The 17,221-nt window shown below is 72.9% G+C and carries 10 protein-coding genes; 4 read left to right on the top strand and 6 right to left on the bottom strand.

Annotation, left to right across the window (positions count from 1 at the left end; translation table 11 throughout):
- The 4 genes from OV090_RS38915 to ndk all read right to left on the bottom strand — a co-directional run bounded on the left by OV090_RS38915 (position 1) and on the right by ndk (position 6,454).
- On the bottom strand, positions 1-243 hold the full coding sequence (locus OV090_RS38915; RefSeq protein ID WP_267709898.1) for a helix-turn-helix domain-containing protein: 243 nt from the start codon (positions 241-243) through the stop codon (positions 1-3).
- A gap of 55 nt (positions 244-298) precedes the next feature.
- Complete coding sequence (locus OV090_RS38910) at positions 299-4,789, bottom strand: protein kinase (RefSeq protein ID WP_267709897.1); 4,491 nt, start codon at positions 4,787-4,789, stop codon at positions 299-301.
- Positions 4,790-4,857: 68 nt separating this feature from the next.
- The gene (rlmN, locus tag OV090_RS38905; protein WP_267709896.1) at positions 4,858-6,009 is read right to left on the bottom strand and encodes a 23S rRNA (adenine(2503)-C(2))-methyltransferase RlmN; all 1,152 of its coding nucleotides are present in this window, start codon (positions 6,007-6,009) and stop codon (positions 4,858-4,860) included.
- Between the two features lie 25 nt (positions 6,010-6,034).
- Positions 6,035-6,454, bottom strand: a complete 420-nt coding sequence (gene ndk / locus OV090_RS38900) for a nucleoside-diphosphate kinase (protein WP_267709895.1) — start codon at positions 6,452-6,454, stop codon at positions 6,035-6,037.
- A gap of 147 nt (positions 6,455-6,601) precedes the next feature.
- Here ndk and OV090_RS38895 point away from each other — a divergent pair, with 147 nt between their 5' ends.
- A complete protein-coding gene (locus OV090_RS38895; protein WP_267709894.1) occupies positions 6,602-7,168 on the top strand; it encodes a hypothetical protein in 567 nt (188 codons plus the stop codon).
- Between the two features lie 52 nt (positions 7,169-7,220).
- Here the strand turns inward: OV090_RS38895 and OV090_RS38890 are convergent, their stop codons facing one another.
- The gene (locus OV090_RS38890; RefSeq protein WP_267709893.1) at positions 7,221-8,816 is read right to left on the bottom strand and encodes an ABC transporter substrate-binding protein; all 1,596 of its coding nucleotides are present in this window, start codon (positions 8,814-8,816) and stop codon (positions 7,221-7,223) included.
- A gap of 168 nt (positions 8,817-8,984) precedes the next feature.
- Here OV090_RS38890 and dnaE point away from each other — a divergent pair, with 168 nt between their 5' ends.
- Positions 8,985-12,629, top strand: a complete 3,645-nt coding sequence (gene dnaE, locus OV090_RS38885; protein WP_267709892.1) for a DNA polymerase III subunit alpha — start codon at positions 8,985-8,987, stop codon at positions 12,627-12,629.
- Between the two features lie 187 nt (positions 12,630-12,816).
- The gene (locus tag OV090_RS38880; RefSeq protein ID WP_267709891.1) at positions 12,817-15,525 is read left to right on the top strand and encodes a serine/threonine-protein kinase; all 2,709 of its coding nucleotides are present in this window, start codon (positions 12,817-12,819) and stop codon (positions 15,523-15,525) included.
- Between the two features lie 219 nt (positions 15,526-15,744).
- On the opposite strand, the gene OV090_RS38875 is transcribed toward OV090_RS38880, so the two are convergent.
- Positions 15,745-16,344 (bottom strand): TIGR00730 family Rossman fold protein, encoded by a 600-nt coding sequence (locus tag OV090_RS38875; RefSeq protein ID WP_267709890.1) that lies wholly within the window; start codon positions 16,342-16,344, stop codon positions 15,745-15,747.
- Positions 16,345-16,399: 55 nt separating this feature from the next.
- On the opposite strand from OV090_RS38875, the gene OV090_RS38870 reads away from it, so the two are divergent.
- Positions 16,400-17,056, top strand: coding sequence for a zf-TFIIB domain-containing protein (locus OV090_RS38870; protein WP_267709889.1), 657 nt, complete (start codon positions 16,400-16,402; stop codon positions 17,054-17,056).
- Positions 17,057-17,221: the final 165 nt, after the last annotated feature.

Raw genomic sequence — 17,221 nt, 5'->3', positions numbered from 1 at the left:
TCAGTGGATCTCGAGGTCGTCGGGCCGCGCGCCGAGCAGGCGGCGCTTTAGCCACTCCTGGATGGTGACGCGGTCGAAGTAGAGACGTCGGCCGAGGCGGACGACCCCGGGGATCTGGTTGCGGAAGACGCGGTCGTAGACGGCCCGCCGCGAGCAGTGGAACCACACGGCGAGGTCGTCGGCGGTCAGGAGCGGTGACTCGGTCTCCAGCTTCGGCGGGCCGCTCGCCCGAACCTTCCTCATCGCGGTCTCCTCCTGGGGTCCGACGTTAGCCGGCCGACAGCGCGGCCGGCAACCGTCAGCGGCGCGTGAGCGCCTCGAAGCGGGCCCAATCGGCGGACGTGAAGATCGCGTCGACGCCGGGGCGCTGGCGCAGGCCCTCGAGCAGGAGCTCGGCGGTGGTCGACTCGAGGAGGGCGAGGGTGATCCACCGGCGCGCGCGGGTCGGGTCGCGCAGGCGGATACTGGCGTCGACGAGGCGGCGGAGCACGTACTTGCGCATGTGCTGGTCCTCCGCCATCTCGAACAGCGGGAGCGCGGCCTCGAGGTCGCGCACGGAAAGGTCGTCGCGACCGGCGCGCTGCCAGGCGAGCCCGCGCAGCAGCAGGGCGCTGCGGTGGTGACGGAGGGCTTCGGGTCCGTCGCGCGCGGGCGGCTCGCGCGGGAGGTCGGCGAGGTCGGCGAGGTGATGGCGGATCCGCGCCGGGCGCCACAGTATCTCGTTGCGGCCGGGGTCGAGGAAGATGTCGTAGAGCGCGGGCCCGAGCGCGCGCTTGGCCGCGAGCAAGAAGTTGTCCGGGTCGCGCATCAGTCGCTGGCTCAGGCGCGCGTGGAACGGGTGGTCTTCGGGCAGCCCGGCGAGTGAGCTGCGCAGGTGGTCGGCGGCCTCGTCGAGGCGGCCAGCGCGGGCCAACAGATCGATGCGCCACAGCGCCTCGGGTCCGGCGGCCGGCGCGGCGGCGAGGCGCTCCAGCGCTGCCTCGATCTCCTCTTCGGCGACGAGGCGGGCGACTGCGAGCGACGGATCTGCCGGGAGCGGGTCGGCGCGGCGCAGACCCGACAGCTCGACCGCGAACACCTGCAGGTCGGCGACGCTGTCCGGTTGGACAGGTCGATTGATCACCCGCAGGCGCAGCGGGCCGGGCGGCGGCGACTTGATCGGGTGCTTCGTCACCACCCGCCGCGGCTCGCCGCCGTCCTGGGTGATCTCGAGGTGGGTGGTGCCGAGGTCGGGGAAGTGGCGCATGCCGAGGCGGAAGCGGCGCGCCTCGCCGGGCTGGATCGTGCCGGCCCAGTAGGCGGTCGCGCCGTTCGGCCCGGTGATCGGGAAGACCTCCTGGTCGGGCCGCTCGGACCGGTTGTGCGACTCGAAGCGGACGCCGAGGTAGACGTCGTCGCTGTCGACGGGGGTGACTGCGATCGCCAGGCTGGTGCCCCACTCGAGGTCGCCGAGCGCGCCGTCGACGGTCAGGGCCGCGGTGCCGCCGTCCCACTCGAGCGGGTACTCGGCGATGAGCTGCTCCGAGGATGTCTGAAGGGACAGGCTCTGGTCGCCGGGGCTGCGGGCGAACGACAGCGGGTCGAAGATCCGCCAGGCGGCGTCGAGCGGGCGGTCGAAGCGGAGCGCGAGCTGGGGGCGCTCGGCGGTGGCGCGGCGGAGGGTGTCGAGCTCGGCCTCGGCCTCGCGGCGGACCCGCAGGTCGAGGCCGGGCAGGGCGGCGCGCCGGATCGCCAGCTCCAGCGCCGCCGCGTAGTCACCGAGCTCGCGCCGGCTGGCGATCGCCCCCGCCAGGGCGCCGGCGGCCTGGTCGGGACGCGCGGCGGCGGCGAGGTAGTGCTCGGCGGCCGCGGCGTGCTCGCCGGCGGTGGCGTAGAGATCGGCTGCCCGCAAGAGCATGTCCTCATGGGCATGTCCCGAGAGACGGGCGATGGCGGCCAGCTCGTCGGCGCTGCGCCGCGGCAGGCCGAGGGCGGCCAGCTCCTCGGCGTGGCGCCAGGCGTCGATCAGCGCGGGGTCGTCGACGTCGCCGATCGGGCGGGCCTCCGGGGCGGGCCGGGCGAGCGGGGGCAGCGGGACGTCGCCGGCGCCGACGATGAAGTAGCTGTCGGAGACGCCGGGCAGCGAGACCAACAGCTCGGCGGCCGGGTCGGCGTCGAAGTTGGTGACCGCGCGCAGGTACAGGCCGCTGAGGTGCAGCGGCTCGATCAGGGCCTCGCCGTCGCTGCGGTAGAGCACGAGCTCGGGCGGGGTCAGGGCGAGGAGGTCGTCGACGCCGTCGCCGTCGAAGTCGCCGTTGTACAGCCAGCGAGCCCCGGCGCCCCGCGGAGCGCCCTCGGGGACGGGGATGAACTGGCGGGTCGCGAGGGTGTCGCCGTCGAGCGCGAGGATGTAGAGGCCGGCCGGCTCGCCGTACGGCCGGGTCTCGGAGAAGCGGTTCGGGGCGGCGTACTCGTCGCGCTTGGCAGCGGCGATCCGCAGCTCCCCGCCCATCCGCAGCAGCACCATCGACTCGATGAAGCCGAGGCTGCGGCGGGCGAGCAGGCGCAGCTGGCCGTCGTCGTCGGCCTTGAGCACGCGCAGGTCGTAGGCCGACCACGGCCCGGCGACGACGACGAGCTCGGGGCGGCCGTCGCCGTCGAGGTCGCCGGCCTCGACCGATTGCAGGTCGGAGCCGGCGGCGTCGGTCGGCGGGTGCGCGGCGCGGGACTGCCACTGGCCCGTGGAGTCCGGCGCGATCTGCCGCAAGCGGCGGGCGTAGGGGCCGCTGCCGGTGTAGAGCTCGCTGCGGCCGTCGCCGTCGAGGTCGGCGACCGCGGAGCCGAGGATCCTGCTTTCGGTCCACTCGTAGACCGGGGCGCCGCCGTCCAGGGGGTGGAGGCCGTAGCGGACGAAGGCGTCGCCGGGGGCGCCCGGGTTGTCGACGCCGATCAGCAGCAAGGGGGAGCCGGCCAGCGCGGGCGGCATGATGCGCGGGCTGGTGGCGAGGGGGCCGGTCGGGAGCTCGGCCACGCGCGTGAGGCTCGTGTCGGCGCGCAGCACCACCGCCGCACGGCGCTGGTCGGCGTGGGTGGTCAGCTCGCGGCGGCCGTCGCCGTCGAAGTCGCCGATGATGAACTCGTGGTCGCTGCCCGGGGTCTGGCCGATCGCGGCCTGCGAGATGGATGTTCCAAAGGACATGTTCTCCAGGGCATGTCCGTAAGTTCGCCGCGGGTCGTCGGCCGGGAGGCGGTCGAGGGCGGCGCGGGCGGCCGGGAAGTCGCGGCGGTCGAGGGCGGCGGCCAGGCGCAGGCCGGCGAGCTGGGGGTCGCCGGCGAGCTCGGGGGCGTGGGCGTCGAGGGCGGCCAGGGCGGCGGCCGAGGCGGTGAAGTTGCGGCTGTCGGCCAGGCGCAGGGCGAGGTTGCGCAGGGCGGCGGCCTGGTCCTCGTGGGTGCGCGCGGCGATGTAGGCGCCGGCGTGGGCGTCGATGGCGGCGGCCGGGTCGGTCTGGGCCTCGCCCCACTCGCGGTAGGCGCGGGCGAGCGCCGCGGTGCCGCGGTTGTCGGGCAGGGCGGCGAAGGCGGCGAACAGCCGCGCGGCCTCGTCGCGCTTGCGGGCGACGGTCAGCGCGGCGAGCTGCTCGCGCAGGACGTCGAGGCGGGCGTCGGCGCGGCGCTCGTGGGCGGCGCGGACGATCACGCGGGTGGCCGCGACGCCGCCGAGGACGACGACGACGGTGGCGGCTACTGCGACGGCGATCTGCAGCAGTCGCCGGCGTCGCTGCCGGCGCTCGGCCTCGGGGTCGTGGGCGAGCAGCGCGAGCAGCTCGGCCATGCCGGAGTAGCGGCGCGCGGGATCCTTGGCCAGGCCGCGCAGCAAGATGGCGTGCAGCCACTGCGGCACGCCCGGGTCGGGCGAGACCGGCGGCGGCTCGGCGTGGAGCACGTGTTCGGCGAGGACCTCGAGGGTGTCGCCGGTGAACGGCCGCCGGCCGTGCAGCGCCTCGTAGAGGGTGACGCAGAACGCGAACTGATCGCTGGCGGCGGTGGCCGGCTCGCGCCGCAGCTGCTCCGGGGCCATGTAGGCCGGGGTGCCGATCAGCGCGCCGCTGCCGGCCAGGGTCGCCAGCGCGTCGGCGGTGGCCAACGGCACCATGACCTTCGAGACATGTCCTGAAGAACCTGTCCTTCCGCGCCGGGTGGCGAGGCCGAAGTCGGCCACGCGGACGCGGCCGTCGGCGCCGACGAGGACGTTGCTCGGCTTGAAGTCGCGGTGGACGAGGCCGACGTCGTGGGCGGCGCGCAGGCCCTCGCCGGCCTGGCGCAGGGCGTCGACGATCTCGCGCCAGCTGCGGGGCGCGTAGGTCAGCCAGCGCTGGAGGTCGACGCCGTCGACGTACTCCATGGCGATGAAGACGGCGCCCGAGAACTCGCCGGCCTCGTGGACCGCGACGACGTTGGGGTGGGCGAGGCGGGCCAGCGCCTGGGCCTCGCGCAGCAGCTGGGCGCGGCCGAACGAGGGGTCGTCGTGGCGGCTGGTCTGGACCAGCTTGAGGGCGACGCGGCGGTCGAGCTCCTCGTCGTAGCCGGCGTAGACGACGCCCATCGCCCCGCGGCCCACCTCGCGCAAGATGACGAACCGGCCGATCCGCAGCGGCCCGGCGGCCTCGCGCTCGGCCGGGCTGTCCCACTGCGGCTCGGCGCTGACCACCGTCGCCAGCGGGTCGGGCTCGGGCCGCGCCGGCGGGGCGGTGGTCTCGTCCAGCTCCGGCGCGCCGAAGCGGGGCGCCTGGGTGTCTCCGAGGCCGGCCACGTCGGGCGGCAGGCTACCACGCCCGCCGGCCGGGCCCCACGCGCGGATTCGGCCGGCGCGGTCGTGGGCTATGGCGTTTGGGACATGTCGGAAGGGACATGTCCCGAAGGCTGGCCGCCGGACAGCGCCAGCTGGCCGCAGGCGGCGCCGATGTCGTCGCCGCGCGGGGTGCGGACGTAGGCGCGCAGGCCCGCGGCGCGGCACAGGTCGAGGAAGCGGCGCACGCGGGCCGCGCTCGGCCGGCCGTAGGGGGCGTGCGGATGCGGGTTGAACGGGATCAGGTTGATCTGGCAGCGGATGTCGCCGACCAGCGCGGCGAGCCGGCGCACGTCGTCGTCGCTGTCGTTGACGCCGGCGAGCAGGACGTACTCGAAGGTGACGTAGCGGCGCCGGTGCGGCGGGACCGAGCGGACCGCGGCCAGCAGCGCGGCGATGTTCCAGCGGGTGTTGATCGGCATGACCTCGTCGCGCACCGCGTCGGTGGTGGCGTTGAGGCTGATCGCCAGGCCGACCTCCTTGGCCAGCGGGTCGCCGGCGAACCGCTCGATCGCCGGGACCAGGCCCGAGGAGGAGATCGTGATCCGCCGCGCCGCCAGTCCGGCGCCGTCGGGGTCGGTGAGCAGCTCGATGGCCCGCCGCACCTGGTTGTAGTTGTGCAGCGGCTCGCCCATGCCCATGAAGACGATGTTGGTGATCCGCGGCGCGTACTCGCCCCCGCCCTGGGCCAGCAGGTCCTGGGCCTGGTAGACCTGATCGACGATCTCCCAGGTGGCGAGGTTGCGCTGGAAGCCGAGGCTGGCGGTGGCGCAGAAGCGGCACGTCAGGGCGCAGCCGACCTGCGACGAGACGCACTGGGTGTAGCCGCGCTCGTCGTTGGGGATCAGCACGCTCTCGATCGACTGGCCGTCGGCGGTGACGAGCCGCAGCTTGCGCGTGCCGTCGCGGGCGTGCAGCACCGCGCCGACGTCGAGCCGCCGCAGGCTGGCCTCGGCTGCCAGGCGGGCCCGGTCGGCGGCTGGCACATCGGACATGGCCGAAAAGTCAGGGACGCGCCGGCCGTGCAACCAGCGGAACAGCTGGCCGGCGCGGTGGCGCGGGGCGCTCTCGAGGTGGTTCGAGAGCCAGGCGGCCAGGCCGTAGCGATCGAGGTCGCGCAGGTTCGGCGGCCCCTCCTTGGGGATGCCGCGCGCAGGACCGCGGATGGCGACGAGCTGGCTCATGGGACAGGTGAGTGGCGGACGCGGCTCACAGGCCGGCCAGCTCGAGGCCGCTGAAGAAGAAGCCGATCTCGTAGGCGGCGGTCTCGGGCGCGTCGGAGCCGTGGGTGGCGTTGCGCTCGATGCTGGTGCCGTAACGGCCGCGGAGGGTCTCCTTGCCGGCCTTGGTGGCGTCGGTCGGGCCCATCAGGCCGCGCCAGCGGGCGATCGCGTCCTCACCCTCGAGCACCATGGCGACCACCGGACCCTCGGTCATGAAGGTGACGAGGCTGCGGAAGAACGGGCGGGCGGAGTGGACCGCGTAGAAGCCCTCGGCCTGGGCGGTGGAGAGGCGGATGGCCTTGATCGCGACGAGGCGCAGGCCGGCCTCCTGGATCGCGGCGAGGATCCCGCCCTGGTGACCGGCGGCGACGGCGTCAGGCTTGATGATGGCGAAGGTGCGTTGCATGCGATTCGTGGCGCGGAGGCTAGCAGAGGCGCGCGGGGCGTAAAGAGGCGGGCGCGTGACGGGGCGCAAGTCTCGCCTGTGCGCCGCGTCGCCGGGCCCGCGGCGGCGAATTGCCGCGCTCACGAGTGCGGTCACAGTAGCCGGTCGATGCGCTGGGCGGCACTCCTCGGGCTGTCGATCGGGCTGCTGCCGGCGCCGGCCGGGGCTCAGGCGCCGTGCCCGGACTGGCACGAGAGACAGGCGATGAGCTGCTTCCGCGGCTACGTGCGCGCCGACCCGGCCGCGTTCGTGCTCGCCCAGGACCGCCCCGGGGCCGCGATCGGCGGCTCGATCGGCGTGTTCCGGGCCCGCGGCGCGTTCGCCGTCGCGTTCGGCGGGCGCGTCGGCTACGCCATGGTCGACCGCCGGGCCAGCGGCTTCGACCGTACGCTCCACCTGTCGCCGGAGCTGCGGCTCGGCGCGGTCAACCAGCGGGCGTTCGGCTACGTGCTGGTCCGCGGCGGCTACAGCCACCGCTTCGAGATCCCAAGGCCCCGCCCCGAGTTCGGCGGTCCGGCGGACGCCTATCACTACGGGCTCGGAGTGGGCATCTGGGGCCGCGTCGGCAAGCGCCTGTTGCTGGGTGCCGAGGGGGCGCTCGACCTGGTGCAGTTCAAGGGCAAGGGCGTCGCCGAGACGCTGTTCCTGTCGCTGACGTTCGGCTCGTGGCTATAGCAGGTGTCCGAACGGACATGTCACATGGGACATGCCTTGAACGGCATGGCCTTCAGGGCATGTCGGGGCAGAGCAGCTCGACGCGCAGGCCGGCCAGCGGGTGACGGACCAGGCCGCCGAGCCAGCGCTGGTGGAGGTACCACGCGCTCGGCTGATCGATCGGGCGCACCGGCAGCTGCTCGCCGAGGATCGCCTGCAGGTGGAGGGCCGCGTCGTCGCGGGCGGGGCCGGGCGGCAGCGCGGCGAAGGCGGCGTAGGCGGCGTCGTAGTTCGGGTCGCAGAAGCCGGCCAGGTTGTCGGCGGCGGCGCAGGTCAGCGACGACAAAAAATTGCTCGGGTCGAGGTAGTCGGCCTCGAAGCGGAGGCCGAACAGGTGGGCCCCGGCGCGCAGGCCGGGGTCGAACAGAAAGTTGTCGCGCGCGGTGAAGCGGAGGTCGATGCCGAGCGGGCGCAGGAACTCGCGCAGCAGCGCCGCCTCCTGCCGCTCGGGCTCGCTGGGGCCGCCCCAGTAATTCATTAAAAATGTCCTTCCGGACAGGCCGGCGTCGGCGAGGATCTGCAGCGCCCCGTCGAGGTCGCGCTGCGGCGGGGCGCTCGCGAGATCGAGGCGCGGCGAGACCTCGCGCGGGAGCACGCTGGCGCTGGCCTCGGCCCACGCGCCGTTGCGCACGACCTCGAGGTAGCGCGGCACGTCGAAGGCGCGGGCGATCGCTCGCCGCAGCGCCAGGTTCTCGCGCGCGCGGGCCGGGTCGGGGTGGTGACCGATCTCGGGGCTCGCCATGTTGAAGTAGAGCAGGTCGACCGCGGCGACCGGGAACTTTTCGAGACCTGTCCCTGGGGGCAGGGCCCCGGGGACAGGTCGGCCGAGCGCCACGACCTCGGCGAACTGCGCCTGGCCGGGCACCAGCGCCGCCAGCTCGCCGGCCTGGAACGCGCGCAGGGCCGGCTCGCCGTGCTGGAAGTGGGTGAGGACCACGCGCGCGGCCGCCGGCGCGTGCGTGCACGGGAGCGGCGGGCGATCGGGCGGCTGCGGGTACGGGCGCGGGGCGCGGTCGTCGGCGGCGACGAGCACCGCGCTGCGCGGGAACTCGCTGGTCGCGTGGTCGAAGCGGTAGGGGCCGCTGCCGACCGGGTGCCGGGCGAAGCGCGGGCGCTCGGGGTCGGAGCCGTCGTAGTAGTCGGCGCACTCGGGCGGGACGATCGAGAGCGCCGGGTGGGCGAGGATCGCCGCGAACTCCGGCTGCGATCGCGTGAGGCGGATCGTCACGGTGCCCGCGGCGTCGTCGAAGGCGATCGGCGCCGGCGCGGCGGTCGGAGTTCGGTGCCAGTCGTCGAGCCCGGCGATCCGGCCGGCGAGCAGCGACCAGGCGGCGTGCTTGCCGGGGGTGATGCGCAGCAGCGAGGCGGCGACGTCGCCGGCGCGGACCGGGCGCGCCTGGTCTTTGAGACAGGTGTCGCCGTGGAACCGCGGACCCTCCCGCATGCGCAAGGAATAAGTGAGACCGTCCGCGCTGATCTCCGGCAGGTCGGCGAGCAGCTCGGGCACGAGGCGCGGGGGATCGGCGTGGGGATCCCAGTCGAGGAGTGTGTCGTAGATCTGTGAGGTGAGGCGGCGGCTGACAGCGTCGGTCGCGTCGGCTGGATCCAAGGAATAAAACCCGGTCTCCAGGGTGAGGTGAACCGTGCGTCCGCCGGGGGTTTGCGCGGTCGATCCCTCTGCGCCGTTACCGCTGTCGACCTCGGTGTGACGAGAGCATGCGACGAGCGTGAGGGCGAGGCACGCGAGCGCGGCGCGAGGCGTGGTAAGCCTTCGCCCATGGCAGCCGACGGCAGCATCCAGGGCGGGAGCGCGGACTTCGCCCACTTGCACCTGCACTCGCAGTACAGCCTGCTCGACGGAGCGATCCGCACGAAGGACCTGTGCAAGGTCGTCAAGCAGCGGGGCATGAGCGCCGTCGCCGTCACCGACCACGGCAACATGTTCGGCGCGCTGCAGTTCTACCAGGAGGCCAAGGCCGCCGGCGTCAAGCCGATCTTCGGCTGCGAGGCCTACGTGTCCGACGGCGACATGAACGCCAAGGCGGACCGGAAGAACTACCACCTGGTGCTCCTGGCCCGCGACCTGGTCGGCTACAAGAACCTGCAGTTCTTGGTCTCGAAGGGCCACCTCGAGGGATTTTACTACAACCCGCGGATCGACCGGAAGATCCTGCGGGAGCACAGCGAGGGGCTGATCGGGCTGTCGGCGTGCCTGGGCGGTCACATCTCGCGCCTCATCAACGGCGGCGACATGGACGCCGCGCGCCAGACGGTGCTCGAGTACAAGTCGATCTTCGAGCCGGGCTCGTACTACCTCGAGCTGCAGCCGAACGGCATGGCCGACCAGGAGCGGGTCAACGCCGCGCTGGCGCAGCTGTCGATCGACTGCGGCGTGCCGCTCGTCGCCACCAACGACTGTCACTACGTCAACCAGGACGAGGCCCACGCGCACGAGGTGTTGATGTGCATGGGTCAGGGGCGCACGCTCGACGATCCGAAGCGCATGAAGCACGAGTGCGACGCGTTCTTCATCAAGACGCCCGACCAGATGCTGAGCTACTTCGGGTCGAACTACCCGAGCGCGTTCGAGAACGCCGGCGAGATCGCCCGCCGCTGCAACGTCGAGCTCAAGCTCGGCAAGCCCGAGCTGCCGGACTTCAAGCTGCCCGAAGGGACAGAAGAGGACCTGCCCGGCTACCTGCGCAAGGTGGCCCACAAGGGCTTAGAGGAGCGGTTCGGCGAGCTGCAGCGGCGCGGTCAGGTGTTCGACCCCGACATGTACCGCCAGCGCCTCGACTACGAGCTCGGGGTCATCGCGCAGATGAAGTTCCCCGGCTACTTCTTGATCGTGTGGGACTTCATCGCCCACGCCAAGAAGATCGGCGTGCCGGTCGGCCCCGGCCGCGGCTCGGGCGCCGGCAGCCTGGTCGCCTACGCGCTGCGGATCACCGACCTCGACCCGATCCAGTACAGCCTGCTGTTCGAGCGCTTCCTCAACCCGGAGCGCATCAGCATGCCCGACTTCGACATCGACTTCTGCATGGACCGGCGCGAGGAGGTGATCCGCTACGTCACCGAGCGCTATGGCGCGGCGCGGGTCGGCCAGATCGCCACGTTCCACAGCCTCAAGGCCCGCGGCCTGGTGCGCGACGTGTGCCGTGTGATGGGCCTGCAGCCGTCGGAGGCCAACGAGATCGCCAAGCACGTGCCCGAGGGGCCGAAGGTCACGCTGTCGATGGCGATGGCCGACCCCGAGCCGCTGAAGGAGAAGGCCAAGGAGAGCGCCGACGCGGCGGCCAGGCTGTCCGACGCGATCATGATCGCCGAGGCCGCCAGCAAGCTGCGCCTGCGGGCCCGCGAGGACGGCCGCGTCGCCGAGGTGCTGAAGATCGGCCAGGCGCTCGAGGGCCTGAACCGCCACGCCGGCATGCACGCGGCCGGCATCGTCATCGGCAACCGCGACCTGTGGGAGCACGTGCCGTGCTTCCAGGCCGACGGCAAGATCGTCACCCAGTTCACGATGACGGACGTCGAGCTGGCCGGCCTGGTGAAGTTCGACTTCCTCGGCCTCAAGACGCTGACGGTGCTCGACACCGCGGTCCGCCTCATCAACAACTTCCGACCCGCGGACGACCCGTTCGACCTCGGCGCGATCCCCATGGACGACGCCGGCGTCTACGAGATGATCAGCCGCGGCGACACCACCGGCGTGTTCCAGCTCGAATCCTCGGGCTTCAAGGACCTGCTGAAGAAGCTGCGCCCCGACTGCTTCGGCGACATCGTCGCCGCCGTCGCGCTGTACCGCCCGGGCCCGCTCGAGGGCGGCATGGTCGACCAGTTCATCGAGTGCAAGCACGGCCGGCGCGCCATCGAGTACCCGCACGAGCTGCTGACCGAGGTCCTCAAGGAGACCTACGGCGTGTTCGTGTACCAGGAGCAGGTCATGCAGGCGGCGCAGGTGCTGGCCGGCTTCTCGCTCGGCGCGGCCGACATGATGCGCCGCGCGATGGGCAAGAAGAAGAAGTCGGAGATGGACAAGCAGCGCGCCTTGTTCGTCGAGGGCTGCGCCACGGCGTCGAACATCCCCAACGCCAAGGCCGAGGAGATCTTCGACCTCATCGACAAGTTCGCCGGCTACGGCTTCAACAAGTCGCACTCGGCGGCGTACGGCCTCATCACCTACCAGACGGGCTACCTCAAGCACCACTTCCCCGCCTCGTTCATGGCGGCGCTGATGACCTGCGACAAGTCGAACAACGACAACGTCGTCAAGTTCATCGCCGAGGCGCGGGCGATGGGCCTCGTGGTGCTGTCGCCCGACATCAACGAGTCGGGCCGCGACTTCTCGGTGATCCGCCGCAAGCGCGAGGGCGACGGCTTCGACGAGCAGATCCGCTTCGGCCTGGCCGGCATCCGCGGCGTCGGCGAGAACGCGGTCGACGCGATCCTGGCCGCGCGCGGCGTGGATGGCCCGTTCACCTCGCTGTTCGAGCTGTGCCGCCGCGTCGACCTCAAGAAGGTCAACAAGCGCACGCAAGAAGGCCTGGTCTGCGCCGGCGCGCTCGATGCGATCGCTGCCAAGCGCGGTCGCGCGTGCCTCCACGCGGCCATCGAACGCGCGATCGAGCAGGGCCAGGGGGCCTCGCGCGACCGCGACTCCGGCCAGTTCGGCCTGTTCGACGCGATCGCCGACTCGGCGCCGGTCTACACCGAGGAGTACCCGGAGGTCGAGCCGTGGGAGCCGCGCGAGGAGCTGCTCAAGGAGCGCGAGGCGCTCGGCTTCTACCTCACGGGCCACCCGCTCGACCGCTACCAGCAGGACGTCGACAAGCACGCGACCTGTCGCACGGGACAGATCGAGGCCAAGCACAACGGCCAGGAGGTCACGATCGCCGGGGTGATCTGCGACCTCCGCGAGGTCCAGACCCGCAGCGGCAAGGGGGCGATGGGCTTCTTCCAGCTCGAGGACCAGTTCGGCCGCGTCGAGTCGGTGGTGTTCCCCAAGACCTACGCGCGCGCCGACGAGGCGACCGGCCTCAGCCTCGGCGAGCGCCTGGCGCAGATCGGCAGCGAGCCGGTGTTCGTGACCGGCAAGTGCGAGGTCGAGACCAGCGAGGACGGCGAGGCCAACAAGTTCAAGATCCTCGTCGAGTCGGTGCAGGAGATCCGCACGCTCCGCGAGCAGTCGACCCGCAAGGTGCTGCTCAAGGTCCCGCTCGAGCTGCTGACGCCCGAGCGGATCCTCCGCCTCAAGCAGATCGTGTCCGACAACGCGGGGACCTGCTCGATGGAGCTCGAGGTGGTGTCCGAGCGCTACGCCGGCCAGGTGGTGTTCGGCGACAAGTTCGGCGTGCGCGCCGACGACAAGCTGATTGCGGCGCTCGAGCGCCTGTTCGGCGCCAAGGTGGCCCGCCTGGCCTAGCCGCGGCGGGGCGAGGGCGCGAACTGACCTGGTCGCAAGGCCAGGTTCGTCGCGCGCCGCTCGTGGGCCTCCGCGGCGGCGCCGGCGGGCTCCTGCGCAGATTCACGCGCGTTCGCGTTCGCGGGCGTGCGGGCGCGAGACCTCTTGGGGCCGCGCCGGGAAGCCGGTTATGCTCGCGGGGCCCGCAATGCCCGGCGCTCCCCAGGACGACAAGACGCGAGTGGAGGCCGCGCCGCGCGACGAGGGGGACGACCTCCCGCGCCGGATCGGCCGCTTCCACGTGCTCGGTCGCCTCGGCGTCGGCGCGCAGGGGCAAGTGCTGCTCGGCTACGACGCCGACCTCAACCGCCGGGTGGCGATCAAGCTGCTGCGCGGCACCGGCGGGCCCGACGAGCGCGACCGCATGCGGCGCGAGGCGCAGGCGCTGGCGCTGCTCTCCCACCCCAACGTGGTCCAGGTCTTCGAGGTCGGCGAGTACGCCAACACTCTGTACCTGGCGATGGAGTACGTGTCGGGCTCGACGCTGCACACGTGGATCAAGCACCACTCGCAGCGGGAGATCCTCGGCGCCTATCTGCAAGCCGGGCGCGGCCTGGCGGCGGCTCACAGCGCGGGCCTGGTGCACCGCGACTTCAAGCCGCTCAACGCGATGGTCGGCAAGGACGGCCGCGTGCGCGTGATGGACTTCGGCCTGGCGCGCGGCGAGCTGGCGACGCGCAGCCCGGAGGAGAACACGGTGATGCGCGCGCCGACGGCGGTGCTGTGGAGCGGCGTGACGGAGGCGGGCTCGCTGATGGGCACGCCGGCCTACATGGCGCCGGAGCACTGGAAGGGCGAGGTCGTCGACGCGCGCACCGACCAGTTCGCGTTCTGCGTGGCGCTGTGGGAGGGCCTGTACGGCGAGCGGCCGTACGCGGGCAAGAGCACCGAGGACTTCCGCGCGGCGATCCTCGGCAACAAGCGACGCGAGCCGCCGGCGAAGGCGAAGGTGCCGTCGTGGCTGCGCCAGGTGATCGAGCGCGGGATGCAGGGCGACCCGGCGCAGCGCTGGCCGTCGATGGCGGCGCTGCTGACGGAGCTCGAGAGCGGGACGCCGCGACGCCGGCGACGGTTCGCGGCGGCGGCGTTCCTCGGGCTCGGCGGGCTGGTCGCGGGCTCGGTCGCGTACGAGAGCGTGCAGGCGCGCTGGCAGGCGGAGGCCTGCTGGGACGGCGGCCAGGATTTGGTGCGGCAGTGGCAGGCGGCGCGGCCGGCCGCGGAGGCGGCGTTCGTGGCGGTGGCGCCGGCGATCGGCGAGCGCACGTTCCGGCGCGTCGACGCGATCGTCGACGAGTTCACCGCGGCGTGGGCGAGCGCCCGGTCGCGCCTGTGCATGATGCCCCGCATCGACCCGCGCTGGTCGAGCGACCTGGTCGGCCGGGCCGAGGAGTGCCTGCTCGAGGCGCGCTGGTCGTTCGAGAGCACGCTCGAGCGGTTCGCCGCGCTCGAGGCGGTCGCGGTGCAGCACGCGGTCGCGGCGGTGTCCGATCTGCCGCCGCCGGCGACCTGCCTCGATCTGTCGTACCTCGCGCGTCAGTCGCCGCCGCCCGCCGACGAGCAGGTGCGCGCCGAGGTGCTACGCGTGCGCCAGGCGCTGCGCCAGGTCCGCTCGCTCGGCGCGACCGGCCGGTTCCAGGAGGGCCTCGAGCAGAGCAAGAAGCTGATCGCCGAGGCCGACGCGGTCGGCTGGCGACCGCTGGCGGCGCTGGCCCGCTTCCGCGCGGCGATGTTCGCCAGCGACGTCACCGACCTCAAACAAGCCGAGGCGTGGCTCGAGGAGGCGATGGTGCTGGCGGCCGAGACCGGCCAGGACTCGCTGCTCGCCGACATCGTCACCGGCATGGCCGACGTCGTCGGCGGTCGCATGGCCCGCCACGAGGAGGGCCTGCGCTGGGCCAAGCTGGCGCAGGCGCTGACGGTGTCGCTGGGCGAGGCCGACACGGTGCGCGGCACGTGGGTGCTCAACATCCTCGGGCTCATCTACCTCGACCGCGGCCAGCTCGACGAGGCCGAGGAGGTGATGGAGCAGATCCTCGCCATCGTCAGCGAGGAGCTCGGGGCCGACGAGCTCGAGATGGCGGGCCCGCTCAACAACCGCGGCAACCTGCACTACCGCCGCGACCGCCTCGAGGACGCGCGCGCCTGCTACCAGCGCGCGCTCGAGCTGTTCGAGCGGATCCTCGGACCCGAGCACCCGGACGTGGCGCTGGCGCTCGGCAACCTCGCCCGCCTGGCGCTCGACCGCGGCGACCTCGACGGGGCCGAGCGCCTCGGCCTGCGCGCCCTGGCGATCCGCGAGGAGTCCAACGGCCCCGAGAGCCTCGAGGCGTCGCACGCCCAGCAGGACCTCGGCAACATCTACCGCGCCCGCGGTGAGTCGGCGAAGGCGCTCGAGCTGCTCGAGCGCGCGGCCGTCGGCGCGGCCAAGGCCCTCGGCGCCGAGCACCCCGAGGTCGGCTACGCGCTGCTGAGCCTCGGCGAGCTGCACCTGCAGCGCGGCGACCTCGACAAGGCGGCCCGCTTCTACTCGCGCGCGCTCGGCATCTTCCAGGCGTCCCGCGGGCCCGATCACCTCGACGTCGCGCCGGCCGTGGTCGGCCTCGGCGAGGTCGCCCTCGCCCGCAACCGCGTGAACGAGGCGGTCCGCCAGTTCGAGCGCGCGCTCGAGCTCTACGCCGCCAACGAACGCCCGCGCGACGCCGCGTGGGCCCGCTTCGCCCTGGCCCGCGCCCGCTGGACCCGCAAGGCCTCCCAGGCCGAGGCCCGCGCGCTGGCCCGCGCGGCGGCCGACGAGCTCACGGCGCTCGGCGCGGCGGCCGACCGGGCCGAGATCGACGCCTGGCTGGCTGGCAAGTAGGATCCTTTCCAAGGGACATGTCGCGAAGAGCATGTCCACGGGGGCATGTTCTTTCGGGCATGTTTTCCTGAACATGTCCGAAGGGCGACGCACGGGCGCTGGCCGCGAAGGGGCGCCGACGCGGCGCGGCGACGGCCTCGTCGAGGGCGAGGCGGCGGCCTCGACGATTTCTGGCCGCGGGAGCCGGGCGCGAATCGCCGCGCCCAGGCAGGCCGCGGCTCACAGGCGCGGCGGGGCGTGGCCGAGGCTGAAGTGGGGGATCTCGACCACCGACATCATCTCGATGAGGGCGACGATGTCGGGCGCCGACAGCATCAGCGGGCGGTGGCTCGCGCGGACGAAGCCGGCGGCGGCGGCGTGGTCGAGGAAGGCGAGCAGGTGGTCGTAGTAGCCGCCGGCGTTGACCAGGCCGACGGGCTTGCGGTGGTAGCCGAGCTGCATCCACGTGGTCGCTTCGAACAGCTCCTCGAGGGTGCCGAAGCCGCCGGGCAGGGCGACGAAGGCGTCGCTGAGCTGGGCCATCATCATCTTGCGGGCGTGCATGCTGTCGACCACGAACAGCTCGGTGAGGCCGTCGTGGCCGACCTCGACGTCCCACAGCTTCTGCGGGATGACGCCGAACACCTGGCCGCCGGCGCGCAGGGCCGCGTCGGCGACCTCGCCCATGAGGCCGATCTTGCCGCCGCCGTAGACGACCCCGATCCCGCTGCGGGCGAGGTGCTCGCCGATGCCGCGCGCGACCTCGGCGAAGGCGGGGTCGAGACCCTTGTTCGAGCCGCAGAAGAGGCAGATCCGGCGGAATGTTCGCGTCGTGCTCATGAGCGCTCGTGGGCTTCTTACCACGGGACCGCGCGATCGCTGGTATCGTGCAGTCATGCGTCGCCCCCGCCCGACCGAGGAGTCGCGCGCCCGCGCGGCCCGGATCACACAGGCCCTCTCCGATCTGCTGCCCGACGAGCCGCTGCCCGCCCGACCGTCCGAAGCGACCTCGACAGGTCGCCGCGCGGCCCGGGGCGGTGATTGCCCGGGCTGCGGCGAGCCGCTGGTGGCGACCGCCGTCCGCCACGGGGTGGAGTTCGACACCTGCGGCGGCTGCGGGGGGATCTGGCTCGACGCCGGGGAGCTCGAGACGCTGACCTCCGGCCTCGACCCGACCCCGGGCGCCGGGGCCCAGAACGAGGCCGACCTGCGGGCGAGGGTGCCAGCGCCGGCCTCCCGCGAGTCGGACGTCCGCTACCGCGAGTGCCCGCGCTGCCGCGAGGTGATGAACCGCCGCAACTTCGGGACGATCAGCGGGGTCATCGTCGACGAGTGCCGCCACCACGGCCTGTTCCTCGACGCGGGGGAGCTCGAAGAGGTGGAGGCGTTCCTGCGCGCCGGCGGAAGGGCCGTCGGCGAAGCCGCCCGCGCCCGCGCAGCCGCCCGCAGCATGCCGCCCCCGCCGCCGCAGCTCGAGACGCCACGGACCGGGCGCCAGGAGGTCGTGGCCGAGACGGCCGTCGACCTGCTGTGGAACCTGTTCTTCCGCTGAGGGCAGGGCGCTCTTGTGTCGTGAAGGACATGGTCTAAAGGGCATGTCCGAAGGGCCAGCGGAAAGCCCGGCACGCGCTCGCTCTGGACTCCCGCTGAGGTCAGAACGAACTTGAGGGCATGTCCAAATCGTCATGCCCGATAGGCCAGGTCACATTCGCAGCGC

The organism is Nannocystis sp. RBIL2, from assembly GCF_026626745.1.
GTDB lineage: Bacteria > Myxococcota_A > Polyangia > Nannocystales > Nannocystaceae > Nannocystis.
The sequence above is the reverse complement of the archived record's forward strand: the minus strand, read 5'-3'. Positions and strand labels throughout refer to the sequence as shown.

Coding starts and splice junctions, on each gene's coding strand:
- OV090_RS38915 (WP_267709898.1), bottom strand. CDS start 243: ATGAGGAAGGTTCGGGCGAGCGGCCCGCCGAAGCTGGAGACCGAGTCA.
- rlmN (WP_267709896.1), bottom strand. CDS start 6,009: ATGAGCCAGCTCGTCGCCATCCGCGGTCCTGCGCGCGGCATCCCCAAG.
- ndk (WP_267709895.1), bottom strand. CDS start 6,454: ATGCAACGCACCTTCGCCATCATCAAGCCTGACGCCGTCGCCGCCGGT.
- OV090_RS38895 (WP_267709894.1), top strand. CDS start 6,602: ATGCGCTGGGCGGCACTCCTCGGGCTGTCGATCGGGCTGCTGCCGGCG.
- dnaE (WP_267709892.1), top strand. CDS start 8,985: ATGGCAGCCGACGGCAGCATCCAGGGCGGGAGCGCGGACTTCGCCCAC.
- OV090_RS38880 (WP_267709891.1), top strand. CDS start 12,817: ATGCCCGGCGCTCCCCAGGACGACAAGACGCGAGTGGAGGCCGCGCCG.
- OV090_RS38875 (WP_267709890.1), bottom strand. CDS start 16,344: ATGAGCACGACGCGAACATTCCGCCGGATCTGCCTCTTCTGCGGCTCG.
- OV090_RS38870 (WP_267709889.1), top strand. CDS start 16,400: ATGCGTCGCCCCCGCCCGACCGAGGAGTCGCGCGCCCGCGCGGCCCGG.